Source organism: Alloalcanivorax sp. C16-1 (assembly GCF_046507805.1).
In the GTDB taxonomy this organism is placed as follows: domain Bacteria; phylum Pseudomonadota; class Gammaproteobacteria; order Pseudomonadales; family Alcanivoracaceae; genus Alloalcanivorax.
On sequence record NZ_JBKFTK010000001.1, the window covers coordinates 1,381,288 to 1,400,648 of the forward strand.

The following is a 19,361-nucleotide window of genomic DNA, read 5'->3' on the forward strand; positions in this document are numbered from 1 at the left end:
CGATTAAAGATGTGACCCTTGCGAATCAGCGCGCGGCGGGGACCGGATTTCCCGGGTGCCGGCTGCGATGATTACCCCTGACCGAACATTGCCTTAACAATGCGGGCTTTGCAAACCCGATGGAAAACAAGGCGGAAAAACGGACGGATCAGGAATCCCTGCCAGAGGGGGCGAATACGCTGACTCGGGAATGTACCACCGGGTCGGGAGGCTGTCCAGCCCGCGCGGATGACCGGGTTCACGGTCTTCGCGGGCCGGGCAGCCACCGCCTGGAGCCGGCTCGCGTCAGAGCGTGCTGTCCAGGAAGGCGGTGAGCTGTGATTTGGAAAGCGCGCCCACCTTGGTGGCTTCCACGTCACCGTTTTTGAACACGGTAAGGGTGGGGATGCCGCGCACGCCGTATTTTCTCGGCGTTTCCGGGTTGTCGTCGATGTTCAGCTTGGCGATGGTCAGCTTATCCGCGTACTCACCGGAGATATCCTCCAGAATCGGCGCCACCATCTTGCAGGGGCCACACCAGGGCGCCCAGTAGTCCACCAGAACCGGACCGTCGGCTTTCAGGACTTTCTCCTCGAAATCCGCGTCGGTCACGTTGATAATCTCGCCGCTCATTGAATTCTCCTGCTAGGCTCGCGGGATTGTGAACACGCCATGGTGTCATGGCGGTGCAGAGGGCCATTAATATCAGGGTCTGGGGCGCGGATTTCAAGCGCGCCGGGCAATGGGGCCGACAGGGGTCGCCTATCGGGGGCGCCGGGCCGGGGACCGCCGAGGAGACGGTTTTGCGACAACCTGAACATCTGGCCGCCATCGATCTGGGGTCGAACAGCTTTCATATGGTGGTGGCCCGTCAGGCGCAGGGTGAGGTGCGCGTGCTGGAAAGCCTGTCGGAGAAGGTGCAGCTGGGCGCCGGCCTGGACCGCGACAACCGGCTGGACGAGGCGGCCCAGCAGCGCGCCCTGGACTGCCTGGCGCGCTTCGGCCAGCGGATCACCGGCATCCCCCGGGGCAATGTGCGCGTAGTGGGCACTAACACACTGCGCATGGCCCGTAACGCCAATCAGTTCATCGCCCGGGCCGAGGCCGTGCTGGGGCATGACATCGAGGTGGTGGCGGGGCGCGAGGAGGCCCGGCTGATCTACCTGGGGGTGGCCCACAGCCTGGCCGACGACGCCGGCGCCCGGCTGGTGGTGGACATCGGCGGCGGCTCCACGGAGCTGATCATCGGCGAACGGTTCGAGGCGGTGGAGACCGAGTCCCTGCACATGGGCTGCGTCAGCTACGGGCAGCGCTTCTTCCCGGAGGGGCGCATCACCGAGGCGGCGTTCCGTAAGGCGGTCACCGCCGCCCGCCAGGAAGTGCTCTCCATCGACGCCAACTACCGGCGGCTGGGCTGGGCCCAGGCGGTGGGCGCGTCGGGCACCGTCAAGGCCATCGCCCAGGTGTGCGAGGAGAACGGCTGGAGTGGCGAGGGCGTGTCCCTGGAGGGGCTCGACAAGGCGCGCCGCAAGGCGATCAAGGCCGGCAGCGTGGACGCTCTGGATCTGAAGGGCCTGCGCGACGACCGCAAACCGATCTTCGCCTCCGGCCTGGCGATCCTGCTGGGCATCTTCGAGCAGCTGGGCCTGGAGCGGATGCAGTTCTCCAACGGTGCCCTGCGCGAAGGGCTGCTCTACGACCTGCTTGGCCGCTTCAGCCATGAGGACGTGCGCGAGCGCAGCATCCAGGCATTGATGAACCGCCACCATGTGGAACGGGCCCAGGCGGAACGGGTGTGGGCCACCGCCCGGAGCCTCTATGAGCAGGTGGCGCCGGTCTGGCAACTGGAGGACGACGCGGCCCTGGACACCCTGCGCTGGGGGGCGCTGCTCCACGAAGTGGGGCTGGCGGTGTCGCACAGCCAGTTCCATAAGCACGGCGCCTATCTGGTGTCGAACTCCGACCTGCCCGGCTTCTCTCGCCAGGAGCAGCAGGGGGTGGCGCTGCTGGTGCGCGGCCATCGCCGCAAGCTGCCGCTGTCGGCACTGAACGATTGCCCCGAGGACGAGCAGCCGCGCTGGCTGCGGCTGTGCCTGATTCTGCGGTTGGCCTGCCGGTTGCACCATGCCCGCAACGACGGGCCGGTGCCGGCCCTGGGCCTGGCGGTGGACGGCCAGGCCCTGACCCTCTCATTCCCGGAAGGCTGGTTGGCGGAGCATCCGCTGACCCTGGCGGATCTGGAGCAGGAACAGGAGTATTTCCAGGCCGCGGATTACGCCCTCACGCTCCTGTAGGCAAACGCCCGTAGGAGCGGCCGGGTCAGCCGCCGGTCAGTTCTTCCAGCAGGACCTGCTGGGCCAGGAACGGCGCCTCGCCCTCCGCCGGCTGCAGCCGCGTGTAGGTGCCGTCCGGGTTCAACCGCCAGGCCTGGGCGTTGTCGCGCAGATAATAATCCAGGCCCTCGCGGAGGATGCGCTGCTTGAGCAGCGGGTCGTTCACCGGGAAGCAGGTTTCCACCCGGTTGAACAGATTGCGGTCCATCCAGTCGGCGCTGGAGCAGTACAGCAGATCCTCGCCGGCGTGATGGAAATGGTAGATGCGCGTGTGTTCCAGGAATCGGCCGATGATGGAGCGCACGCGGATGTTCTCCGACAGGCCCTCGATGCCCGGCCGCAGACAGCAGATACCGCGCACGATCAGATCGATCTCCACCCCAGCCTGACTGGCCCGGTACAGGGCCTGCATGATGCGGCCCTCGGTGAGCGAGTTGAACTTGGCGATGATGCGCGCCGGCTTGCCGGCCCGGGCCTGTTCGGTCTCGAAGTCGATCCAGCTGATCAGGCTCGGATGCAGGGTGAACGGCGAATGCTTCAGGTGCTTGAGGCGCGCCGCCTTGCCCATGCCGGTGAGCTCCTGAAAGATCTTGTGCACGTCCTGGCACAGCCCCTTTTCCGCCGTCATCAGACCATAGTCGGTGTAAATGCGCGTGGTCTTGGTGTGGTAGTTGCCGGTGCCCAGGTGCGCGTAGCGTTTGATGCCGTCCCCGTCGCGGCGTACCACCAGCAGCATCTTGGCGTGGGTTTTGTAGCCCACCACGCCGTACACCACCATGGCGCCGGCCTCCTGCAGCCGCCGGGCGCCTTCGATATTGGATTCCTCGTCGAAGCGCGCGCGCAGCTCCACCACCGCGGTCACTTCCTTGCCGTTGCGGGCGGCGGTTTCCAGATGGTCGAGGATCTCGGAGTTGGTGCCGGTGCGGTAGAGGGTCTGCTTGATGGCCAGCACCTTGGGGTCCCGGGCCGCCTCGGCGAGCAGATTGACCACCGGGCTGAAGCTCTCGAACGGGTGGTGCAGCAGGATGTCGCCCTGGTCGATGGCGTCGAACACGCTTTCGTGTTTCTTCAGCGCCGACGGTATTCGCGGGGTGAACGGCGCGTAGTGCAGCCGGGGCCGGTTGACGCTGGTGAACATGCGCGCCAGGTTCACCGGGCCGTTTACTTCATAGGCGTCCTGGGCGGTGAGCTCGAACTGCTCCAGCAGGTAGTCCACCAGGTGGCGGGGGCAGTTGTCCGCCACTTCCAGCCGCACCTCGTCGCCGTAGCGCCGTGACAGCAGCTCGCCCTTGAGGGCGCTGGCCAGGTCCTCGGCGTCCTCGTCCACTTCCAGATCGGCGTTGCGGGTGACCCGGAACTGGTAGCAGCCGGTGGCGCTCATGCCCGGGAACAGGTCGCTGACGTGGGCGTGGATCATCGACGACAAAAAGATGAAGTTGTCGTTGCCGTTCTCGCAGATGTGCGCCGGCAGCCGGATCAGACGCGGCAGCGAGCGCGGCGCCGGCACGATGGCCAGGCCGGTGGACCGGCCAAAGGCGTCCTTGCCGTCCAGCGGCACGATGAAGTTGAGGCTCTTGTTCACCAGCCGCGGGAACGGGTGGGCCGGGTCCAGGGCGATCGGCGTCAGCACCGGATAGACCTGCTCGCGGAAATACCGTTTCACCCACTCCGCCTGGCGCCGGGTCCAGTGCTCCCGACGCAGAAAGTGCACCCCTTCCTCGGCCAGGGCCGGCAGCAGAATGTCCTGCAGAATGTGGTACTGGCGCTGCACCGCCTCGTGGGTGACGCGGGCGATTTCGTCGAGGATCTCCTGGGCCAGCATGCCGTCCGGGCCCGGTTGCCCGGTGCCGGTTTCCAGCCGGTTCTTCAGCCCGGCCACGCGGATCTCGAAGAACTCGTCCATGTTGGACGAGAAAATCAGCAGAAAATTGAGCCGCTCCATCAACGGATGGTGCTCGTCCATGGCCTGTTCCAGCACCCGCAGGTTGAACTGCAGCAGGCTTAGCTCGCGGTTGATGTAGTAGTCGTGATTGTCCAAGTCGATGGCATGGTGGTGGTTGGCGATGTGATTCATGGCGTGATCCCGGCCCGGACGCGAAAGAGCCTCCATTCCATGACATTACTGTGACAGAGGCATGACAGGGCGGCGCCTTGGCCAGAGTACCGCAGTGGAAGCCCGGCGGGGAGGGCTTCCATGCCTGCGAATGATACGTATAATGCGAACCATTCTTGTTTGCCTTAAAGTCCGGAGTAATTCTATGCAATTGTTGCCAATCGGCGGCGGCCGTGGTTTCGTCGTGGGCGCCTTTTTGACCCTGGGTGGCGCCCTCTGGGCACCGACCGCGCTGGCCCAGTCCCCCAGCGGCACCGTGGCGCCGGTGGAAGTGGAAGAAGAAGCCCCCAAGGAAACCTATATCACCGCCGACGAACCCGCCGACGCCGGCAAGCTGAAGGTGGCCGCCGAGCGTCAGCCCTTCGCGATCACCGTCATCGATCAAGAGTTCTTCCAGGACACCGGCGTCAAGAACATCCAGGACGCGCTGCAATACAGCTCCGGCGTTTACTCGGGCAGTTTTGGCTTCGACACCCGCGGCGATTCCGCCAAGATCCGTGGCCTCAATCCGACCCTGTACATCGACGGCCTGCGCGCCTCCTACGGCTCCTACAACAGCGTGCGCCCGAATACCTTCGGGCTTTCCAAAATCGAAGTTCTGAAGGGCCCGTCCTCGGTGTTGTACGGCCAGGCGGACCTGGGTGGCATCATCAACGGCGTTTCCAAACTGCCGAAGCCGGTCAAGGAAGGCTATCTCAACGCCCAGGCAGGTTCCTACGACCGCAAGCAGATCGCCGCCGACATCACCGGCCCCCTGTCCGAGGACGGCAAGCTGCTGTATCGGCTGGTGGCTTTGAAGCGGGACAGCGGCACCCAGGTGGATTATGTGGACGACAATGGTTACGTCTTCGCGCCGTCCATCACCTGGCTGCCCACCGACGACACCACGGTGAGCCTGCTGTTCAACAGCCAGCAGAACGACGGCGCGGTGTCCGCCCAGTTCCTGCCGTCCCGGGGCACCATCGATCCGGGCCCTCTGGGTGACATCGGCTCGGAAACCTTCGTCGGCGAACCGGGCTGGGACCGTTACGATCGCCGCAAGGACGAGGTGACGCTGTTCGTGGATCACCGCCTCAACAGCGAATGGTCGCTGGGCTTTACCGGCCGCTACACCGAAACCGAAACCGAGACCCGCGAGCACTGGGCCACCATCTCGCCGACCTACCCGCTGGCCGACGGCACCATCGCGCGCACCATTTACATGAGCGACAAGGGCACCGAGATCACCAACTTTGATGTTCGCCTGGAAGGTGACGTTCTGTTGGGGCCCACCCGTCATAACGTGGTGTTCGGGGTCGACCGTCAGGACGCGCTGTGGACCGAGGACAACAGCTTCACCGGCGCCGGCACCGACCTGAACGTCTATGACCCGCAGTACGGCAACGTCAACTACGCGGTGCTCGATCCGCAGGACGCCAACGACAACGAGATTAAACAGAACGGTATCTATGTGATCGATCATATGGAGATCGATCGGGTGGTGGTATCCGGCGCGCTGCGCTACGACGACAGCACCAACAAGGTGCTGGCGGTGAACGGGGCCGACACCAAGTCCTCGGACAGCGAGACCACCGCGCGGCTGGGGCTGATGTATCGGTTTGACTCCGGCATTTCGCCCTACGTGAGCTATTCCGAGTCGTTCGTGCCCAACCTGGGCACCGACGGCAGTGGTCAGAGTCTGGACGCCAGCACCGGTGAACAGCGGGAAGTGGGCGTCAAATACCTGTCGCCGAACAAGGACCTGTCGGTGGAAGCGGCCTGGTTCGATATCGAGGAAAACAATCGGGTGATCGACGGCAACTCGCCGAACAGCCTGGAGCAGGTGGGCGCCACCGTGGACGGCTGGGAGATCTCCGTGATCAAGCAATGGCAAAACCTGTCCCTGCTGGCCAACTACACCCGGCTGGACGCCAAGGAGGATTCCACCGGCGAGCGCCTGCCCTATGTGGCGGAGGAAGTGGCGTCAGCCTGGAGCAAGTACCAGTGGGAGAATGGCCTGCGTGTTGGCGCCGGCGTGCGCTACCAGGGCGACACCGTGGGCTCCGACTACGGCAATGGCGCCGGCCCGGACGTGCCGTCGGTGACTCTGTACGACGCCATGCTCGGTTATTCCACCGGCCCCTGGGATTTCACCCTCACCGGCAAGAACCTGGCGGACAAGGAATTCGTTTCCTGGTGTCGCGGGCCCGGCTACGACTGCGGCTATGGCGAGCGCCGCGTGGTGATCGGCGAAGTCGGTTACCGCTTCTGAAAACAAAAAAGGCCGGCGAAAGCCGGCCTTCTTCGTATTGGTGACCGTTCAGCCGCGCCCGGCCAGCTTGAGGGCGGCGGCCTTGGCGAAGTAGGTCAGAATGCCGTCGGCGCCGGCGCGTTTGAACGCCAGCAGGGATTCCATCATCACCTTGTCCTGGTCCAGCCAGCCGTTCTGGAAGGCGGCCATGTGCATGGCGTACTCGCCGCTCACCTGGTAGGCGTACACCGGCACGCGGAACTCGTCCTTCACCCGGCGCACCACGTCCAGGTAGGGCATGCCCGGTTTCACCATCACCACATCGGCGCCCTCGGCCAGGTCCAGGCCGATCTCGTGCAGCGCTTCGTCGGAGTTGGCCGGGTCCATCTGATAGGTGGTCTTGTCCGCCTTGCCCAGGTTGGCGGCGGAGCCCACCGCGTCGCGGAACGGGCCGTAATAGGCGGAGGCGTATTTAGCGGAGTAGGCCATGATGCGGGTGAGGGTGTGGCCTTGCTCTTCCAGGGCCTGGCGGATGGCGCCGATGCGGCCGTCCATCATGTCCGAGGGCGCCACCATGTCGGCGCCGGCGTCGGCGTGGGACAGGGCCTGCTTGACCAGGGCGGTGACGGTGGCTTCGTTCAGCACGTAGCCGTCGTCGTCGAGGATGCCGTCCTGGCCGTGGGTGGTGAACGGGTCCAGGGCCACGTCGGTGATCACGCCCATGTGCGGCACCGCCGCCTTGATCGCGCGGGTGGCGCGCTGGGCCAGCCCCTCCGGGTTCCAGGCCTCGGCGGCGTCCAGGCTTTTCACCTCCGCCGGGGTCACCGGAAACAGCGCCATGGCGGGCACGCCCAGGTCGGCCAGCTCGCGTGCTTCTTCCACCAGCAAATCGATGCTCTTGCGCTCCACGCCGGGCATGGACGGCACCGCCTCGGTGCGCTGCTCGCCGTCGAGCACGAACACCGGATAGATCAGGTCGTCCACGGTGAGGGTGTTTTCCCGCATCAGGCGGCGGGAGAAGTCGTCCTTGCGCATGCGGCGCATGCGCGTGGCCGGCCAGGGGGCGCGGTGGTAAGACATGGGCCGAACCTCTCGGTAGGAAGGCATCAAAAATCGGGGAACGAAGTTTACCAAACCCGCGCCGGCGAGGAAAAAGAGATCGGGCCGCTAGTATATTGGCGTTACGCCGCCGAAATATAACTGTGAACGCGCCGATAATGGAAGTATCATGCGTAAATGGACAATAAATGCACTATTCAGGTGTTTGTGGACGGCGTCTGGCGGGACGCGGCGGTGATCAGCCTGGCGGGCGCGGAGCGCCAGGGTTGGCGCGCGCCCACCTACACCACTTACCTGCCCGATTACGCTCTGGACTACCTGGGGCGCCGTGATGCCGCGGCCTGCGGGGTCCGTTTCCCCGTGTCTCTGGAAATCGATGAACAGGATACCTGGCCGGCCTGGCTGGTGGATGTGTTGCCGCAGGGGTACGGGCGACAGGAATTGCTGCGTCAGTTGGATTTGCCGGTCACCGTGGAAGCCGCCGGGGACTGGCCGTTGCTGAGGGCCGGGGGCGGCAATCCGATTGGCAATCTGCGCATCAAGGAAGCCTGGGAATGGCTGGCGGAGCGCCCGGCGGGTCCGGCCCGTGGGTTTCGCTTTGAAGACGTGGCGGGTCGTCATGAGGATTTCGTGGAACATCTGGCCGCGCACGGTTTGTTCGTGGCCGGTTCCTCCGGCGTGCAGGGGGAGTGGCCGAAGATTCTGCTGACCGAGGCCGACGACGGCCTGCTTTATTTGGATCATACCCTGGCGGACGAGCGCGCGCGCCGGCACTGGCTGGTCAAGTTCCAGCGTGGCACGGACCGCGATCTGCAAGCCATTCTGCGAGCGGAAGCCGATTATATGACGCTGGCCCGGGGGCTGGGGCTGCGCGTCCACGGTGCCTTGGAGACCCACGGGCGCACCCTGTTTATTCCTCGCTTCGACCGTCGTCTCGAAGGGGGCGGTGTACAGCGCATCGCCCAGGAAAGTCTGGCTTCGCTGTGCGGGCGGGCCGGCTTCGGGATCGCGGTGCGGCATGAAGACGCGTGCCGGGCGCTGGCGGAGGTGGTCAGCGAGCCGCAGACGGAGATCATCGAGTATCTGAAGCGCGATGTGGCCAACCTGGCCCTGGGCAACAAGGACAACCACGCCCGCAATACCGCCCTGGCGCGCCATCACGATGGTCGCATCGCCCTGACGCCGCTGTTCGATTTCGCGCCCATGTTTCTGCACCCGGACGGGATCGCGAGGCAGAGCCGCTGGCGGGCTGATAACGGTGGGCAGCCCGATTGGCAAAGGGTGACGGAGGCGGTGGCGGCGGCGACCGGCCTGCCGATGGACCCGTTGCGTCGGGCGCTCGGGGAGATGGGCGCGGGCGTGCGGGCGTTACCGAAACGCATGACCTCGCTGGGCATGGACCCGGACTTGGTGGAGAGACTCCGACCGGGGACGAAGAATCTGGCCGAACAATTGGAGCGCTTGCATGGATAGGCGTTACGCCGAGTTGAGTCCCGCGGAGCAGGTGGAGCGGCGTCGTGAGGTGCTGAGTCATATCCACGACCATCCGGAGCTGCCGATCCATCGGGTGGTGGCGCTGCTGCGTGGCGGATTGCGCTTCACCTTGAGCGAATACAGCCGGCTCACGGGTGTGTCCGCGCGGGTGATTCAAGACATTGAACAGGACCGGGGCAACCCCACCCTGGGCACCGTGGAAAAGCTGCTCGCTCCGTTCGGGCTCAAGCTGGCGGTGGTGTCCTCGCGGATCGGAGAATAGCGCATGGGCCGTTGGCGACCGAAAGGCACACCCGCCTCCAAGTACATCACGCCGGAGGGCTACCGGCGGCTCAATGAAGAGCTGCAGCGGCTCTGGAAGGAAGAGCGGCCGCCGATCACCAAGTCGGTGCAGGAGGCCGCCGCCCAGGGCGACCGGTCCGAGAACGCCGAGTATATTTACGGCAAGAAGCAGCTCCGTGAGATCGACCGGCGCATCCGCTTTCTCAGCAAGCGCCTGGACGGCATGACCGTGGTGGACCGGCCGCCGGAGGACACCGGTAAGGTGTTTTTCGGCGCCTGGGTGGAGCTGGAGGACGACGACGGCAAGCTGGAAACCTACCGGCTGGTGGGCCCGGACGAAGCCGAGGGCGGTGCCGGCCTGATCAGCATCGACGCGCCTCTGGCCCGGGCCTTGCTGGGCAAACGGGTGGACGACGAGGCCCGGGTGCGAACGCCCGCCGGCGAGCGCTGTCTGTACATCAACCGCATCTGGTATGGACACCCATGAGCAACAACCGAGTCTGGTTTTTCATTCGCAAATCCCTGTTGGGCGGGCTGCTGATCCTGCTGCCCATTTCCATTATCGCGTTCTTCTTCAAATGGATTTACGACGCGGTGACCGGCCTGATCGCGCCGTTCACCGGGCTGGTGGTGCGCGCCTTCGGGCTGCCCAAGTTCGCCGCCGACTGGGCGGTGGTGGCGGTGCTGGTGGTGTTCTGCTTTCTGGTCGGCACCCTGGTGGCCACTAAATTGGGGGGCTGGATCTGGCAGCGGCTGGAAGAGCGGGGCATGGCCCGGGTGCCGGGCTACCGCACGGTCAAGGAAGTGATCACCCAGTTGTTCGGCGGCAGCCAGGACAGCCTGATGCGCGGTGAGGTGGCGCGGGTCTGGCTGTACGGGCGCCAGGTGTCGGTGACGGTGCTGGGGCTGATTACCTCCCGGCACGACGACGGCGTGCTGTCGGTGTTCGTGCCCACCGGGCCCAATCCCACCTCCGGTTTCATTTACCACGTGCACGAGAGCCTGGTGGAGCGGCGCCCGGACATCGGCGTGGAGCAGATGATGAAAACCGTGGTGGCCTGCGGCGCCGGCAGCGCGGCGTTGCTCAAGCGCGACGAAGTAACGGATCGCGACTGAATCAGGCTTCGGCTTCCGCGGCTTCCAGTTTTTCCATGGCGTCCAACAGCGCCATCTCCAGCTCTTCCCGGCGATTCTTCATCTCGCCCTGGCGAGCCAGCAGACTTTGCAGTTCGTCCTTGCGGCCGGCGTCGGTGTACAGGGTTTCGTCGCCCAGGGCGGTTTCCACCTCGCGGAGGGCGTCGCTCTCCCGGTCCAGCGCCTTCTCCAGTTTCTCCACGTCCTTTTTCAGCGGTCGCAACTGCTCGCGCCGTTTGGCGGCGTCCTGGCGGCGCTGGCGGGCGTCGTCGCGGCCGCCGGCGGGGTCCGTGCGCGCCGCCGCGTTGGCCTCCCGGCGGGACTGCTGCAGCCAGCGGGCGTAATCGTCCAGGTCGCCGTCGAAGGCGCGCACCGTGCCCTCCGCCACCAGCTGGAATTCATCCACGGTGGTTTCCAGCAGATGGCGGTCGTGGGACACCAGCACCACGGCGCCCTCGAACTCCTGCAACGCCAGGGTCAGCGCCTCGCGCATCTCCAGGTCCAGGTGGTTGGCCGGTTCGTCGAGCAGCAGCAGCGCCGGTTTCTCGTGCACGATCAGCGCCAGCGCCAGGCGCGCCTTCTCGCCGCCGGAAAACCGGCCCACCGGATCGAACACCGCGTCGCCGTGGAAGCCGAAGGCGCCCAGTTCATTGCGCACCTGCTGCTCGGTCCATTTCGGATGGGCACGGTTGATCAGCTGGTAGGGGGTGTCGTCGGCGGCCAGCCGGTCCACCTGCTGCTGGTGGAAGTAGCCCACCGCCAGATCCGGGTCCCGTTTCAGGCGCCCGTCCAGGGCCGCCAGTTCGCCCACCAGGGTGCGGATCAGCGTGGACTTGCCGGCGCCGTTGGGGCCGAGCAGGCCGATGCGCGATTCCGGCCGCAGGCTCAGGGTCACGTTGCCCAGGATCGGCGCGCCCGCATAGCCACAGGTGACGCCTTCCAGATCGATCATCGGGTTGGGCAGCCGCTCCGGCTTGAGAAAGCCGAAGCTGAACTCGGAATCCACATGGGCGGGGCCGATGCGCTCCAGTTTTTCCAGCGCCTTGACCCGGCTCTGCGCCTGCTTGGCCTTGGTGGCCTTGGCCTTGAAGCGGTCGATGAACTTCTGCAGATGGGCGATCTGCACCTGCTGCTTTTCGTGCATCTTCTGCTGCAGGGAAAGCTGCTCGGCCCGCTGCCGTTCGAAATCGGAATAGGTGCCGGTATAGCGTTTCAGGCGGCGGTGCTCGATGTGCAGAATCTCGCTGACGGTGGCGTCCAGAAAGGCGCGGTCGTGGGAGATCAGCATCAGCGCGCCCGGGTGCTGAATCAGCCATTGCTGCAGCCAGAGAATGGCGTCCAGGTCCAGGTGGTTGGTGGGTTCGTCCAGCAGCATCAGGTCGGCGTCGCTGAGCAGCACCTGGGCCAGGTTGAGCCGCATGCGCCAGCCGCCGGAGAAGGCGCTCACCGGCTGCCGCTGCTGGGTCTCGGAAAAGCCCAGCCCGGCCAGCAGGGTGGCCGCCCGGGCCGGCTGTTCCCAGGCGCGCAGGGCGTCCAGCTCCGCGTGGGCGGCGGCGATGCCGGTGTCGTCACCGCCGGCCTGGGCCCGCGCCAGGGCGGCTTCCGCGCGGCGCAGGGGGCGGTGGCCGTCGAGCACATACTCCAGCGCCGCCTGTTCCAGTGCCGGCACTTCCTGGGCCATCATGGCCAGGCGCCAGTCGGACGGCCGTTGCAGCTGGCCGCCGTCCGGTTCCAGTTCTCCCAGAATCAGGCGAAACAGCGAACTCTTGCCGCTGCCGTTCTTGCCCACCAGGCCCACCCGGGTGCCTTTGTGCAGCACGAAGCCGGCGTCCTCCAGCAACAGGTCGGAGCCACGGCGCAGATTGATGTGTTCCAGGGAGAGCATAATCGGGTTTTACGACGGACAAAGACCGGCGCAGTGTAGGCCAAGCGCCGGTCCAACAGAAGGGGAACCAGCATGGACAACCCGCCCACCCTGTGGCGATTCGCGCTACGCCTATGGCGCGACAAGAACGTGGAGCGGGTGTGTCTGCGCCTGCAGGATGAGTACGGCGTACCGGTGGCCACGCTGCTGGTGGCGCTGTGGCTCGCCGACGGCGGGCGGCGGCCGGACGCGGCCCTGGGGCGGCGCCTCAGTGCCCACGCCGAAGGCTTCGAGGAGCGCTACCTGCGGCCGCTGAGGGCGGTGCGCCGGCGGGCGGCCGACGATGCCGGGGCCAGCGAGCTGAAGCGGCAGATTCAGGAGGCGGAACTGGAGGGCGAGCGGCTGCTGCTTGAGCAACTGGCCGGGCTGGCCCGTACCGTGCCCGGCGAAGGCAGTGGCTCGGCGCTGGGCTGGTTGTTGCTGGTGGTGCCGGAGATGGGGCAATGCGAGGGCCTGCAGGCCCTGCTGGAACAGCTGGCGGCGCTCAGCGAAAGCCGGGCAGCGAGCGGATAAGGTGGCGCTGCACCTCCAGCCATTCGCCGATCAGGCGCCAATGGCGCTGGTCGGCCTGGTGGCGAGGGCCGCTGGGGTCGAGCATGCTGCCGCCGTCGGCCATCGCCTGCACGTATTGCTGGGTATCGCGCAGCGTCACCAGATAGGGAATCTTCAGGCTGGCCAGAAACTGCCGCAGCGCCTCGTACATGCGGGTGCGAGTGCGCGCCCGGTTGGCGATCACCGCCAGCCGGCGCGGGCGGCGCTGATAGCTGGGCGCCAGCATCACGTTCTGCACGAAGCGGGTGGTGGCGCGGATGTCGATGGGGCTGGGCAGCACCGGAATCAGCACCACCTGCGCCACCCGCAGCACATGGTCCAGGGTATGGCGGTCCATGCCTGCCGGTGAGTCGATCACCACCACGTCGCGGGCCCGCTGCAACTGATCCTGCAAGCGCCCCAGGGACACCGGCTCGTCCGCCGGCCAGCCCAGCGCCTCGACCATCGGGTCCTGGCGCAACCGCACCCACTGAGTGGCGGACTGCTGCGGGTCCAGATCCAGCAGGGTGACCGCCTGGCCGGCGAGGCTGAAGTAGGCGGTCAGATTGGTGGCCAGCGTGGTCTTGCCGCAGCCCCCTTTGCTGTTGGCGATCAGAATCACCAGCCGCCGCTCGTCCTGGCGCACCACGCGGCGCGCGGACGGCGGCGCCAGGGTCGGGTCGCTCTTGGTGTTATTGGGCATAGTCTGCTTCCCCTCTGAGCGCACTATAACCGGTTTGGGTGCTCAGAATTAGTACAGACGTTGCGCCCCGGGCCGGCATCGCTCTTGGCACGGTGACCGTTAAAGCACGTGATCCGGAGAGATTTCGTGAATACCGGTTTTGACAGTGGCCCGGGGACAGGCACAATGAACCCTCTTCGTCCGCCCGCAGTCGACGGAGAGGGAACCAATCGGGGGAAAACGCGGTCATGCGTTAACCGGTAGCGTCGACCAGGATCACCGCGGAGGACTTGCGCGGAGAGGACCACCGGCGCAGGGAAAATAAACGTAAGCCAATGGAGGCAGAATGAAGAAGATCGCAATCGTGCTGGCCGGCAGTATCCTGCTGGCGGCCTGTGGCGGAGACAACGAAGACAAGAGCAATGACGTCAAACTGGAAAGCGCCGATCAGAAAGCGTCCTATGCTCTGGGCTTCCGCAGCGCCGAACAGATGAGCGCCATGAACAACCTGGATCTGGACGCCATGATCGCCGGTCTGCGTGACGGCTTCGGCGACAATCCGGAATCCCGCCTTGGCGAGGACGAAGACCTGGACCAGCTGATCCGTGACTACCAGACCCGCATGATGGAAGCGCGTCAGAAGGAACAGGAAGAGCAGGCCAAGACCAACCTGGAGGAGTCCAAGAAGTTCCTCGAGGAAAACGCCGAGAAAGACGGTGTGACGACCACCGACAGCGGTCTGCAGTACGAAGTGCTGGAATCCGGTGAGGAAGGCGCGGCATCGCCGACCCTGGAAGACACCGTGGAAGTGCACTACAAGGGCTCCCTGGTGGACGGCACCGTGTTCGACAGCTCCATCGAGCGTGACAAGCCCGCCGTATTCGGCCTCAAGCACATCATCCCGGGCTGGCAGGAAGCGCTGCCGATGATGAAAGTCGGTGACAAGTGGAAGCTGTACCTGCCGCCGGAGCTGGGCTACGGCGAACAGGGCGCCGGCGGCGACATCGGCCCCAACCAGGTGCTGATCTTCGAAGTCGAGCTGTTGGATGTGAAGAAGAAGGGCGAGAACAACGCCGCCGCTCAAGGTGACGCCGAGGAAGGCGACACCGAGTAAGCGCGCGTCACGACGCCGAAAAGAGGCCACCTCCGGGTGGCCTTTTTTTTGCTCCGCGGACTCAATGCCGCAGGGCGTGGCGGCGCGGCGCCTGATGCACGCTCAGGATCAGCTGATCCTCCAGCGCGAACCGTTCCTCCAGCACTTCCGTCAGCCGGGTGAGCCGCTCCGGCAACTGTTGCAGTTGCACCAGGCAGTGATCGTCGCTGTCGAAATCCTCGTTGAAGGCGAGCGCCTCCTCCGTGGACAGGTCCAGTTGACGAAGGATATGGGTGGCCACCTCCGGGGAGGGGGCGTCCCGATACCGGCGCGCTTCACGCACCAGTTCCCGGTAGACCTCGAAGTAGCCGGCGCTGATGTAATCCATCAGCAGTTGGCAGAACTCGCGCACCTGGCTCTGGACCGGGCGCGGGCGGGCGTCGTCGAAACCTTTCAGGCCCTGCAGGGCGCACAGCAGCACGATCAGTTGCTGGCGCTGTTCCAGCCAGGCGCCGACCAGGGCCTCGATACGGCGCCATTGCATCAGGGGAGACAAAGCGGGGGGTGCCATGACGGTCGCTCCTTGTTCCTTGCCGGCAGGCGGCGCCGGCGTTCGAGCCACCCCGGCGGATTCCGCCGGACATCGGGTGGGGGGGCTTTCGAGGCTAGCCCCGGGGCGGCGCCGGCGGCAACGGGGGGAAGGGGCAGGTTTTACACGCCGGCGACAAAAACGCTTGGCGCTCAGGCAGTTGCCGGTAAAGACGGATTTGTCATAAGAACCGGCGTTAAAACAACCAACCGGCAATCCAGGGCCACAGCCAGGGCAGCGCCAGGGCGGTGACCAGCCCGGTGAGGCCCAGGGCCAGACCGGCGAAGGCGCCGGCTTTCTCGCCGAATTCGAAGGCCCGGGCGGTGCCGATGGCATGGGCCACCAGGCCCAGGGCGAAGCCGCGCACCCGGTCGTCACGCACCCGCAGCAGGCGGAACACCGGCCCGGCCAGCAGGGCGCCGACAATGCCGGTAATGGCCACCGCGCCGGCGGCCAGGGAGACGAAACCGCCGGTGCTCTTGACCACCTCCACGGCGATCGGGGTGGTGATCGATTTGGGCGCCAGGGAGCCCACCACCGGTTCCGGCGCGCCCAGCCACCAGGCCAGGCCGATGGAAATGCCCGCCGCCAGGGCGGCGCCCACCAGGGTGGTGATCAGCACCGGCCGCCACACCTGGCGCACCGTGCGCAGCTGCCGGTACAGCGGCCAGGCCAGCGCCACCGTGGCCGGGCCCAGCAGGAAGGAGAGAATTTCGGTCTGCTGGCGGTACTCTTCATAGGACAGGCCCACCAGAGGCAGCACCACGATCACCGGAATGGAAGCGACGATAAACGGATGCAGCACCGGCAGGCTGTGGGCCTTGCCGTAGACCCAGACCGCCATCCGGTAGCTCGCCAGGGTCAGGATCAGGCCGAACAGGGGGGTATGCACCAGCTCAGTCATGGGGCCGCTCCGGCGGGGCCGGCATCAGCCATTTCAGCAGCAGGGTAACCAGCACCAGGGCGATCACGGTGCCGAGCACCACCGCCACGGTGAGCGCCAGGGCGTAATCCTGATAGCGGCTCCACTGCAGCACGATGCCGACCCCCAGCGGAAAGATCAGCAGGCTGATATGGCGGATCAGGGCGCCCGCCGCCTGGGAAATACGCTCACCGCCGGGCAGATTGAACATCAGGGCGAGCAACAGCAGCACCATGCCCACCACCGGGGCGGGCAACGGCAGGCCGGTGAGGTGGATCACCACCTCACCAAGAAACTGGAACAGCAACAGAATCAGCAGACCATCGAGCACGGTTGGGTCTCCGCGACCGGATACACACGGTGGCGCGGGACCGAAACCAAATCGCGGCTGAAGCCGCTCCTACTCTTCCTGCTCGGTAGGAGCGGCTTCAGCCGCGATTATTATGCTTTTGGATTCAGCCCCGGCGCGGGCGCAGCAATTGTATCAGAGCCACCACCAGAACGCCGCCGAACACCACCAGGGACCAGCCCGGGATGGTCAGGCCCAGAAACCGCCAGCTGATCTCGGCGCATTCGCCGGAGCCGGACAGCACCGTGGCGAGCATCTCGTGCAGGGGGAAGGCGTCGATCATGTAGTCCAGGGTCGGACCGCAGGCGGGCACCTCATCGGCGGGCAGGCTCTGCAGCCACAGATGACGCAGGGCGATGCCCGCGCCGCCCAGCGTGGCCAGGCCGGTGAGCGCCGCGTAGACGCGCACGCCCACGCCCTTGGGGCCGTGCAGGGTGGCGATCAGCAGGATCACCATCACCACGATCAGGGCGATACGTTGGAAGATGCACAGCGGGCAGGGCTCCAGCCCTTCCACGTGCTGCATGTAGAGCGCGCCGGCGAAGGCGGCCGCGCAGGCGAGCAAAGTCAGTCCATTGAGCGCGCGGGGCGCCGGAATCAGCGATTGCATGAGGTGGTATCCCTGTTTTTTTAGTCGTTCGCTGTGTCAGACGCCGCGGGACGTGGCGGGTTCCCGGCGATCACGCCAGGCGGCGGCGCCGGCTTCCCAGCCCTGCACCCACCATTCCGCCAGGGCCTCGTCCCGGTACGGGCACTGATCCACGCCGCCGCCGGCCATGCCCCACATGCAGCCACGGTTGTAGGCCTTTTCGAACGGGTCCTTCGTGGGTTCGAATGTTGGCTCGAACATTCCCTCTCCTTGCCCGGAAGCGCCGGGTGCACGGGATGTTCCGCCAGAGTAGCACCGGCGGGGGGCGCCGCCATGGCCACTCGTTAACATTTTTCGACCCTTCGTCCGGTGCCGGTCAGTCCTGGAAATAGCCGCGCAGGTACTCCTCGAACGGCGCTTCCGGCTGGGCCTCGCCGGCGGCCTGCTCGGCCAGGCTGTCGCGGGCGGCCTGGCGCAGCTCCTGCTCCACGTCGCTCTCCAGCGGCCGCGCCAGGAAGTGATCGCGGTGGGCCAGGGCCTGTTCCAGGGCGAACGCGAAGAAGCCCTGATTGCGGCTCTCGATGCGGTCCAGGATACGGCCGGAGGGGGTGGCGTCCGGGGTGCGGATCTTCTCGCGCTGGTGCTCCAGGGCGCGGGCATAGTTGTCGCCGCCGTGGGTACGGTCGAACAGTTCGGCGATGGGAATCATCTGATCGAGTTTTTCCAGGCCCCACTGGCGCAGGCTCACCGCCTTGCCCCAGTTGTTCAGCTCCACGCTGGTGTCACGGCCCTGGTAGACCACCCGGCGCAGGTTCTCCTTGCTGGCATTGAAGTCGCCGCTCTCCAGCTGCGGCGATTCGCGCAGCAGACAGTAGGTGGCGAACAGGTCCAGGAAGCGGATTTCCTGCTGGTTGATGCCCACCGGCTCGAACGGGTTCAGGTCCAGGGCACGGATTTCGATGTACTCCACGCCACGGCGCTGCAGCGCCAGGGTGGGGCGCTCCCCCGGCTGGATGGTGCGCTTGGGCCGGATCGAGGAGTAGTACTCGTTCTCGATCTGCAGAATATTGGCGTTGAGCTGCAAATAGTTGCCATTGGCGTCGCGCACGCCCAGCTTCTGGTAGGCCGGTTCCGGGGTCTTGATGGCGTGGGTCAGGGTGTCCACGTACTCGCGCAGATTGTTGTAGCTGATCGCCAGGGACGACTGGGCGTTGTTCTGGTAGCCCAGGTCGCTCATCCGCAGGCTGGTGGCCTTGGGGCTGTAGAGGCTGTGGTCGAAGCGCTCCAGCAGATGATGCTCGCGCCCGGCCAGGAAGGTGGCGCACAGGGCCGGCGAGGCACCGAACAGGTACACCAGCAGCCAGGAATAGCGCTGGAAGTTGCGGGTCAGATCGAAATAACGCTGGGAGATGTAGTCCTGCAGCGTGCCGGTCTCTCCTTCCAGTTCCTGGTGGATGCGCCAGAACGCCTCCGGGAACGAGAAGTTGTAGTGGATGCCGGCGATGGTCTGCATCTTGCGGCCATAGCGATGGCCCAGACCGATGCGGTAGATGTGCTTCATGCGGCCCACGTTGGAGCGGCCGTATTCGGCCACCGGCACGTCGTCGTCAGTGCCGATCATGCAGGGCATGGAATTCACCCACAGCAGCTCATCGCCGATGTGCCGGTAGGTGTAGCGGTGCAGCTGGTCGAGGAATTCGATCGGCCGGCGCAGGCAGGTGCTGGGCGGGGTGATGAACTCCAGCAGCGCCTCGGAATAATCGGTGGTGATGTACGGGTGGGTCAGCGCCGAGCCCAGCTCCGCCGGGTGCGGCGTGCGCGCCAGGGTGCCGCGCTCGTTGATGCGCAGACTTTCCTTTTCGATGCCGCGATGAATATCCGCCAGGGTGGCGGCGGCGTCGGAATCAAGCAGCGCCTGGATGCGCTGGCTGAGCATATCGGTCATGGGCCTATCCGATCTGGCCGGCGGCGCCGGGGTGGCGCCGCCAGAGGTTGGTCGCAGGGCAGGACACTGTATGGCAGGCCAAACGGTCGCCGCAACGTTGGCGTGTGCCGGCC

The 19,361-nt window shown here is 65.8% G+C and carries 19 protein-coding genes; 8 read left to right on the plus strand and 11 right to left on the minus strand.

What is annotated here, in order from left to right; translation table 11 throughout:
• Positions 1-285 precede the first annotated feature (285 nt).
• Complete coding sequence (gene trxA, locus ACLD0W_RS06605) at positions 286-612, minus strand: thioredoxin TrxA (protein WP_410306683.1); 327 nt, start codon at positions 610-612, stop codon at positions 286-288.
• Between the two features lie 170 nt (positions 613-782).
• On the opposite strand from trxA, the gene ppx reads away from it, so the two are divergent.
• Positions 783-2,273: an exopolyphosphatase gene (gene ppx / locus ACLD0W_RS06610; protein WP_410306684.1), complete on the plus strand. Its 1,491-nt coding sequence runs from the start codon at positions 783-785 to the stop codon at positions 2,271-2,273.
• A gap of 25 nt (positions 2,274-2,298) precedes the next feature.
• Here ppx and ppk1 read toward each other — a convergent pair whose 3' ends face one another.
• Complete coding sequence (gene ppk1, locus ACLD0W_RS06615; protein WP_410306685.1) at positions 2,299-4,386, minus strand: polyphosphate kinase 1; 2,088 nt, start codon at positions 4,384-4,386, stop codon at positions 2,299-2,301.
• A 184-nt stretch (positions 4,387-4,570) separates the two neighbouring features.
• Between ppk1 and ACLD0W_RS06620 the strand changes: the two genes are divergently transcribed.
• Complete coding sequence (locus tag ACLD0W_RS06620) at positions 4,571-6,676, plus strand: TonB-dependent siderophore receptor (RefSeq protein WP_410306686.1); 2,106 nt, start codon at positions 4,571-4,573, stop codon at positions 6,674-6,676.
• A 48-nt stretch (positions 6,677-6,724) separates the two neighbouring features.
• On the opposite strand, the gene hemB is transcribed toward ACLD0W_RS06620, so the two are convergent.
• A complete protein-coding gene (hemB, locus tag ACLD0W_RS06625; RefSeq protein WP_410306687.1) occupies positions 6,725-7,735 on the minus strand; it encodes a porphobilinogen synthase in 1,011 nt (336 codons plus the stop codon).
• A 156-nt stretch (positions 7,736-7,891) separates the two neighbouring features.
• Here hemB and ACLD0W_RS06630 point away from each other — a divergent pair, with 156 nt between their 5' ends.
• The 4 genes from ACLD0W_RS06630 to ACLD0W_RS06645 are packed head-to-tail and all read left to right on the plus strand — an operon-like array spanning position 7,892 to position 10,606.
• On the plus strand, positions 7,892-9,187 hold the full coding sequence (locus tag ACLD0W_RS06630) for a type II toxin-antitoxin system HipA family toxin (RefSeq protein WP_410306688.1): 1,296 nt from the start codon (positions 7,892-7,894) through the stop codon (positions 9,185-9,187).
• The gene (locus tag ACLD0W_RS06635) at positions 9,180-9,470 is read left to right on the plus strand and encodes a helix-turn-helix domain-containing protein (RefSeq protein WP_204427509.1); all 291 of its coding nucleotides are present in this window, start codon (positions 9,180-9,182) and stop codon (positions 9,468-9,470) included. The genes ACLD0W_RS06630 and ACLD0W_RS06635 overlap by 8 nt, the downstream gene beginning before the upstream one ends.
• Positions 9,471-9,473: 3 nt before the next feature.
• Positions 9,474-9,977, plus strand: coding sequence for a transcription elongation factor GreB (gene greB, locus ACLD0W_RS06640; protein WP_410306689.1), 504 nt, complete (start codon positions 9,474-9,476; stop codon positions 9,975-9,977).
• Complete coding sequence (locus ACLD0W_RS06645) at positions 9,974-10,606, plus strand: DUF502 domain-containing protein (protein ID WP_410306690.1); 633 nt, start codon at positions 9,974-9,976, stop codon at positions 10,604-10,606. The genes greB and ACLD0W_RS06645 overlap by 4 nt, the downstream gene beginning before the upstream one ends.
• 1 nt (position 10,607) lies before the next feature.
• On the opposite strand, the gene ACLD0W_RS06650 is transcribed toward ACLD0W_RS06645, so the two are convergent.
• Positions 10,608-12,509: an ATP-binding cassette domain-containing protein gene (locus ACLD0W_RS06650; protein WP_410306691.1), complete on the minus strand. Its 1,902-nt coding sequence runs from the start codon at positions 12,507-12,509 to the stop codon at positions 10,608-10,610.
• Between the two features lie 72 nt (positions 12,510-12,581).
• On the opposite strand from ACLD0W_RS06650, the gene ACLD0W_RS06655 reads away from it, so the two are divergent.
• Positions 12,582-13,061: a TIGR02444 family protein gene (locus tag ACLD0W_RS06655; RefSeq protein WP_410306692.1), complete on the plus strand. Its 480-nt coding sequence runs from the start codon at positions 12,582-12,584 to the stop codon at positions 13,059-13,061.
• Here the strand turns inward: ACLD0W_RS06655 and ACLD0W_RS06660 are convergent.
• Positions 13,033-13,782 carry an AAA family ATPase gene (locus ACLD0W_RS06660; protein ID WP_410306693.1) on the minus strand — a complete coding sequence of 250 codons (750 nt, stop codon included), beginning with the start codon at positions 13,780-13,782 and terminating at the stop codon, positions 13,033-13,035. The two genes, ACLD0W_RS06655 and ACLD0W_RS06660, sit on opposite strands and share 29 nt — an antisense overlap.
• 325 nt (positions 13,783-14,107) lie before the next feature.
• Here ACLD0W_RS06660 and ACLD0W_RS06665 point away from each other — a divergent pair, with 325 nt between their 5' ends.
• Positions 14,108-14,875: an FKBP-type peptidyl-prolyl cis-trans isomerase gene (locus ACLD0W_RS06665; RefSeq protein ID WP_410306694.1), complete on the plus strand. Its 768-nt coding sequence runs from the start codon at positions 14,108-14,110 to the stop codon at positions 14,873-14,875.
• Positions 14,876-14,936: 61 nt separating this feature from the next.
• On the opposite strand, the gene rsd is transcribed toward ACLD0W_RS06665, so the two are convergent.
• The 6 genes from rsd to gshA all read right to left on the minus strand — a co-directional run bounded on the left by rsd (position 14,937) and on the right by gshA (position 19,248).
• Positions 14,937-15,425 carry a sigma D regulator gene (rsd, locus tag ACLD0W_RS06670; protein ID WP_410306695.1) on the minus strand — a complete coding sequence of 163 codons (489 nt, stop codon included), beginning with the start codon at positions 15,423-15,425 and terminating at the stop codon, positions 14,937-14,939.
• Positions 15,426-15,639: 214 nt separating this feature from the next.
• On the minus strand, positions 15,640-16,347 hold the full coding sequence (locus ACLD0W_RS06675; protein WP_410306696.1) for an LrgB family protein: 708 nt from the start codon (positions 16,345-16,347) through the stop codon (positions 15,640-15,642).
• Complete coding sequence (locus ACLD0W_RS06680) at positions 16,340-16,696, minus strand: CidA/LrgA family protein (RefSeq protein ID WP_410306697.1); 357 nt, start codon at positions 16,694-16,696, stop codon at positions 16,340-16,342. Before ACLD0W_RS06680 ends, ACLD0W_RS06675 begins: the two co-directional genes overlap by 8 nt.
• 124 nt (positions 16,697-16,820) lie before the next feature.
• Positions 16,821-17,324 carry a disulfide bond formation protein B gene (locus ACLD0W_RS06685; RefSeq protein WP_410306698.1) on the minus strand — a complete coding sequence of 168 codons (504 nt, stop codon included), beginning with the start codon at positions 17,322-17,324 and terminating at the stop codon, positions 16,821-16,823.
• 36 nt (positions 17,325-17,360) lie between these two features.
• Entirely contained in the window at positions 17,361-17,564 is a 204-nt protein-coding gene (rmf, locus tag ACLD0W_RS06690) for a ribosome modulation factor (RefSeq protein WP_410306699.1), read from the minus strand.
• A 115-nt stretch (positions 17,565-17,679) separates the two neighbouring features.
• Positions 17,680-19,248: a glutamate--cysteine ligase gene (gene gshA / locus ACLD0W_RS06695; RefSeq protein WP_410306700.1), complete on the minus strand. Its 1,569-nt coding sequence runs from the start codon at positions 19,246-19,248 to the stop codon at positions 17,680-17,682.
• Between the last annotated feature and the right edge of the window lie 113 nt (positions 19,249-19,361).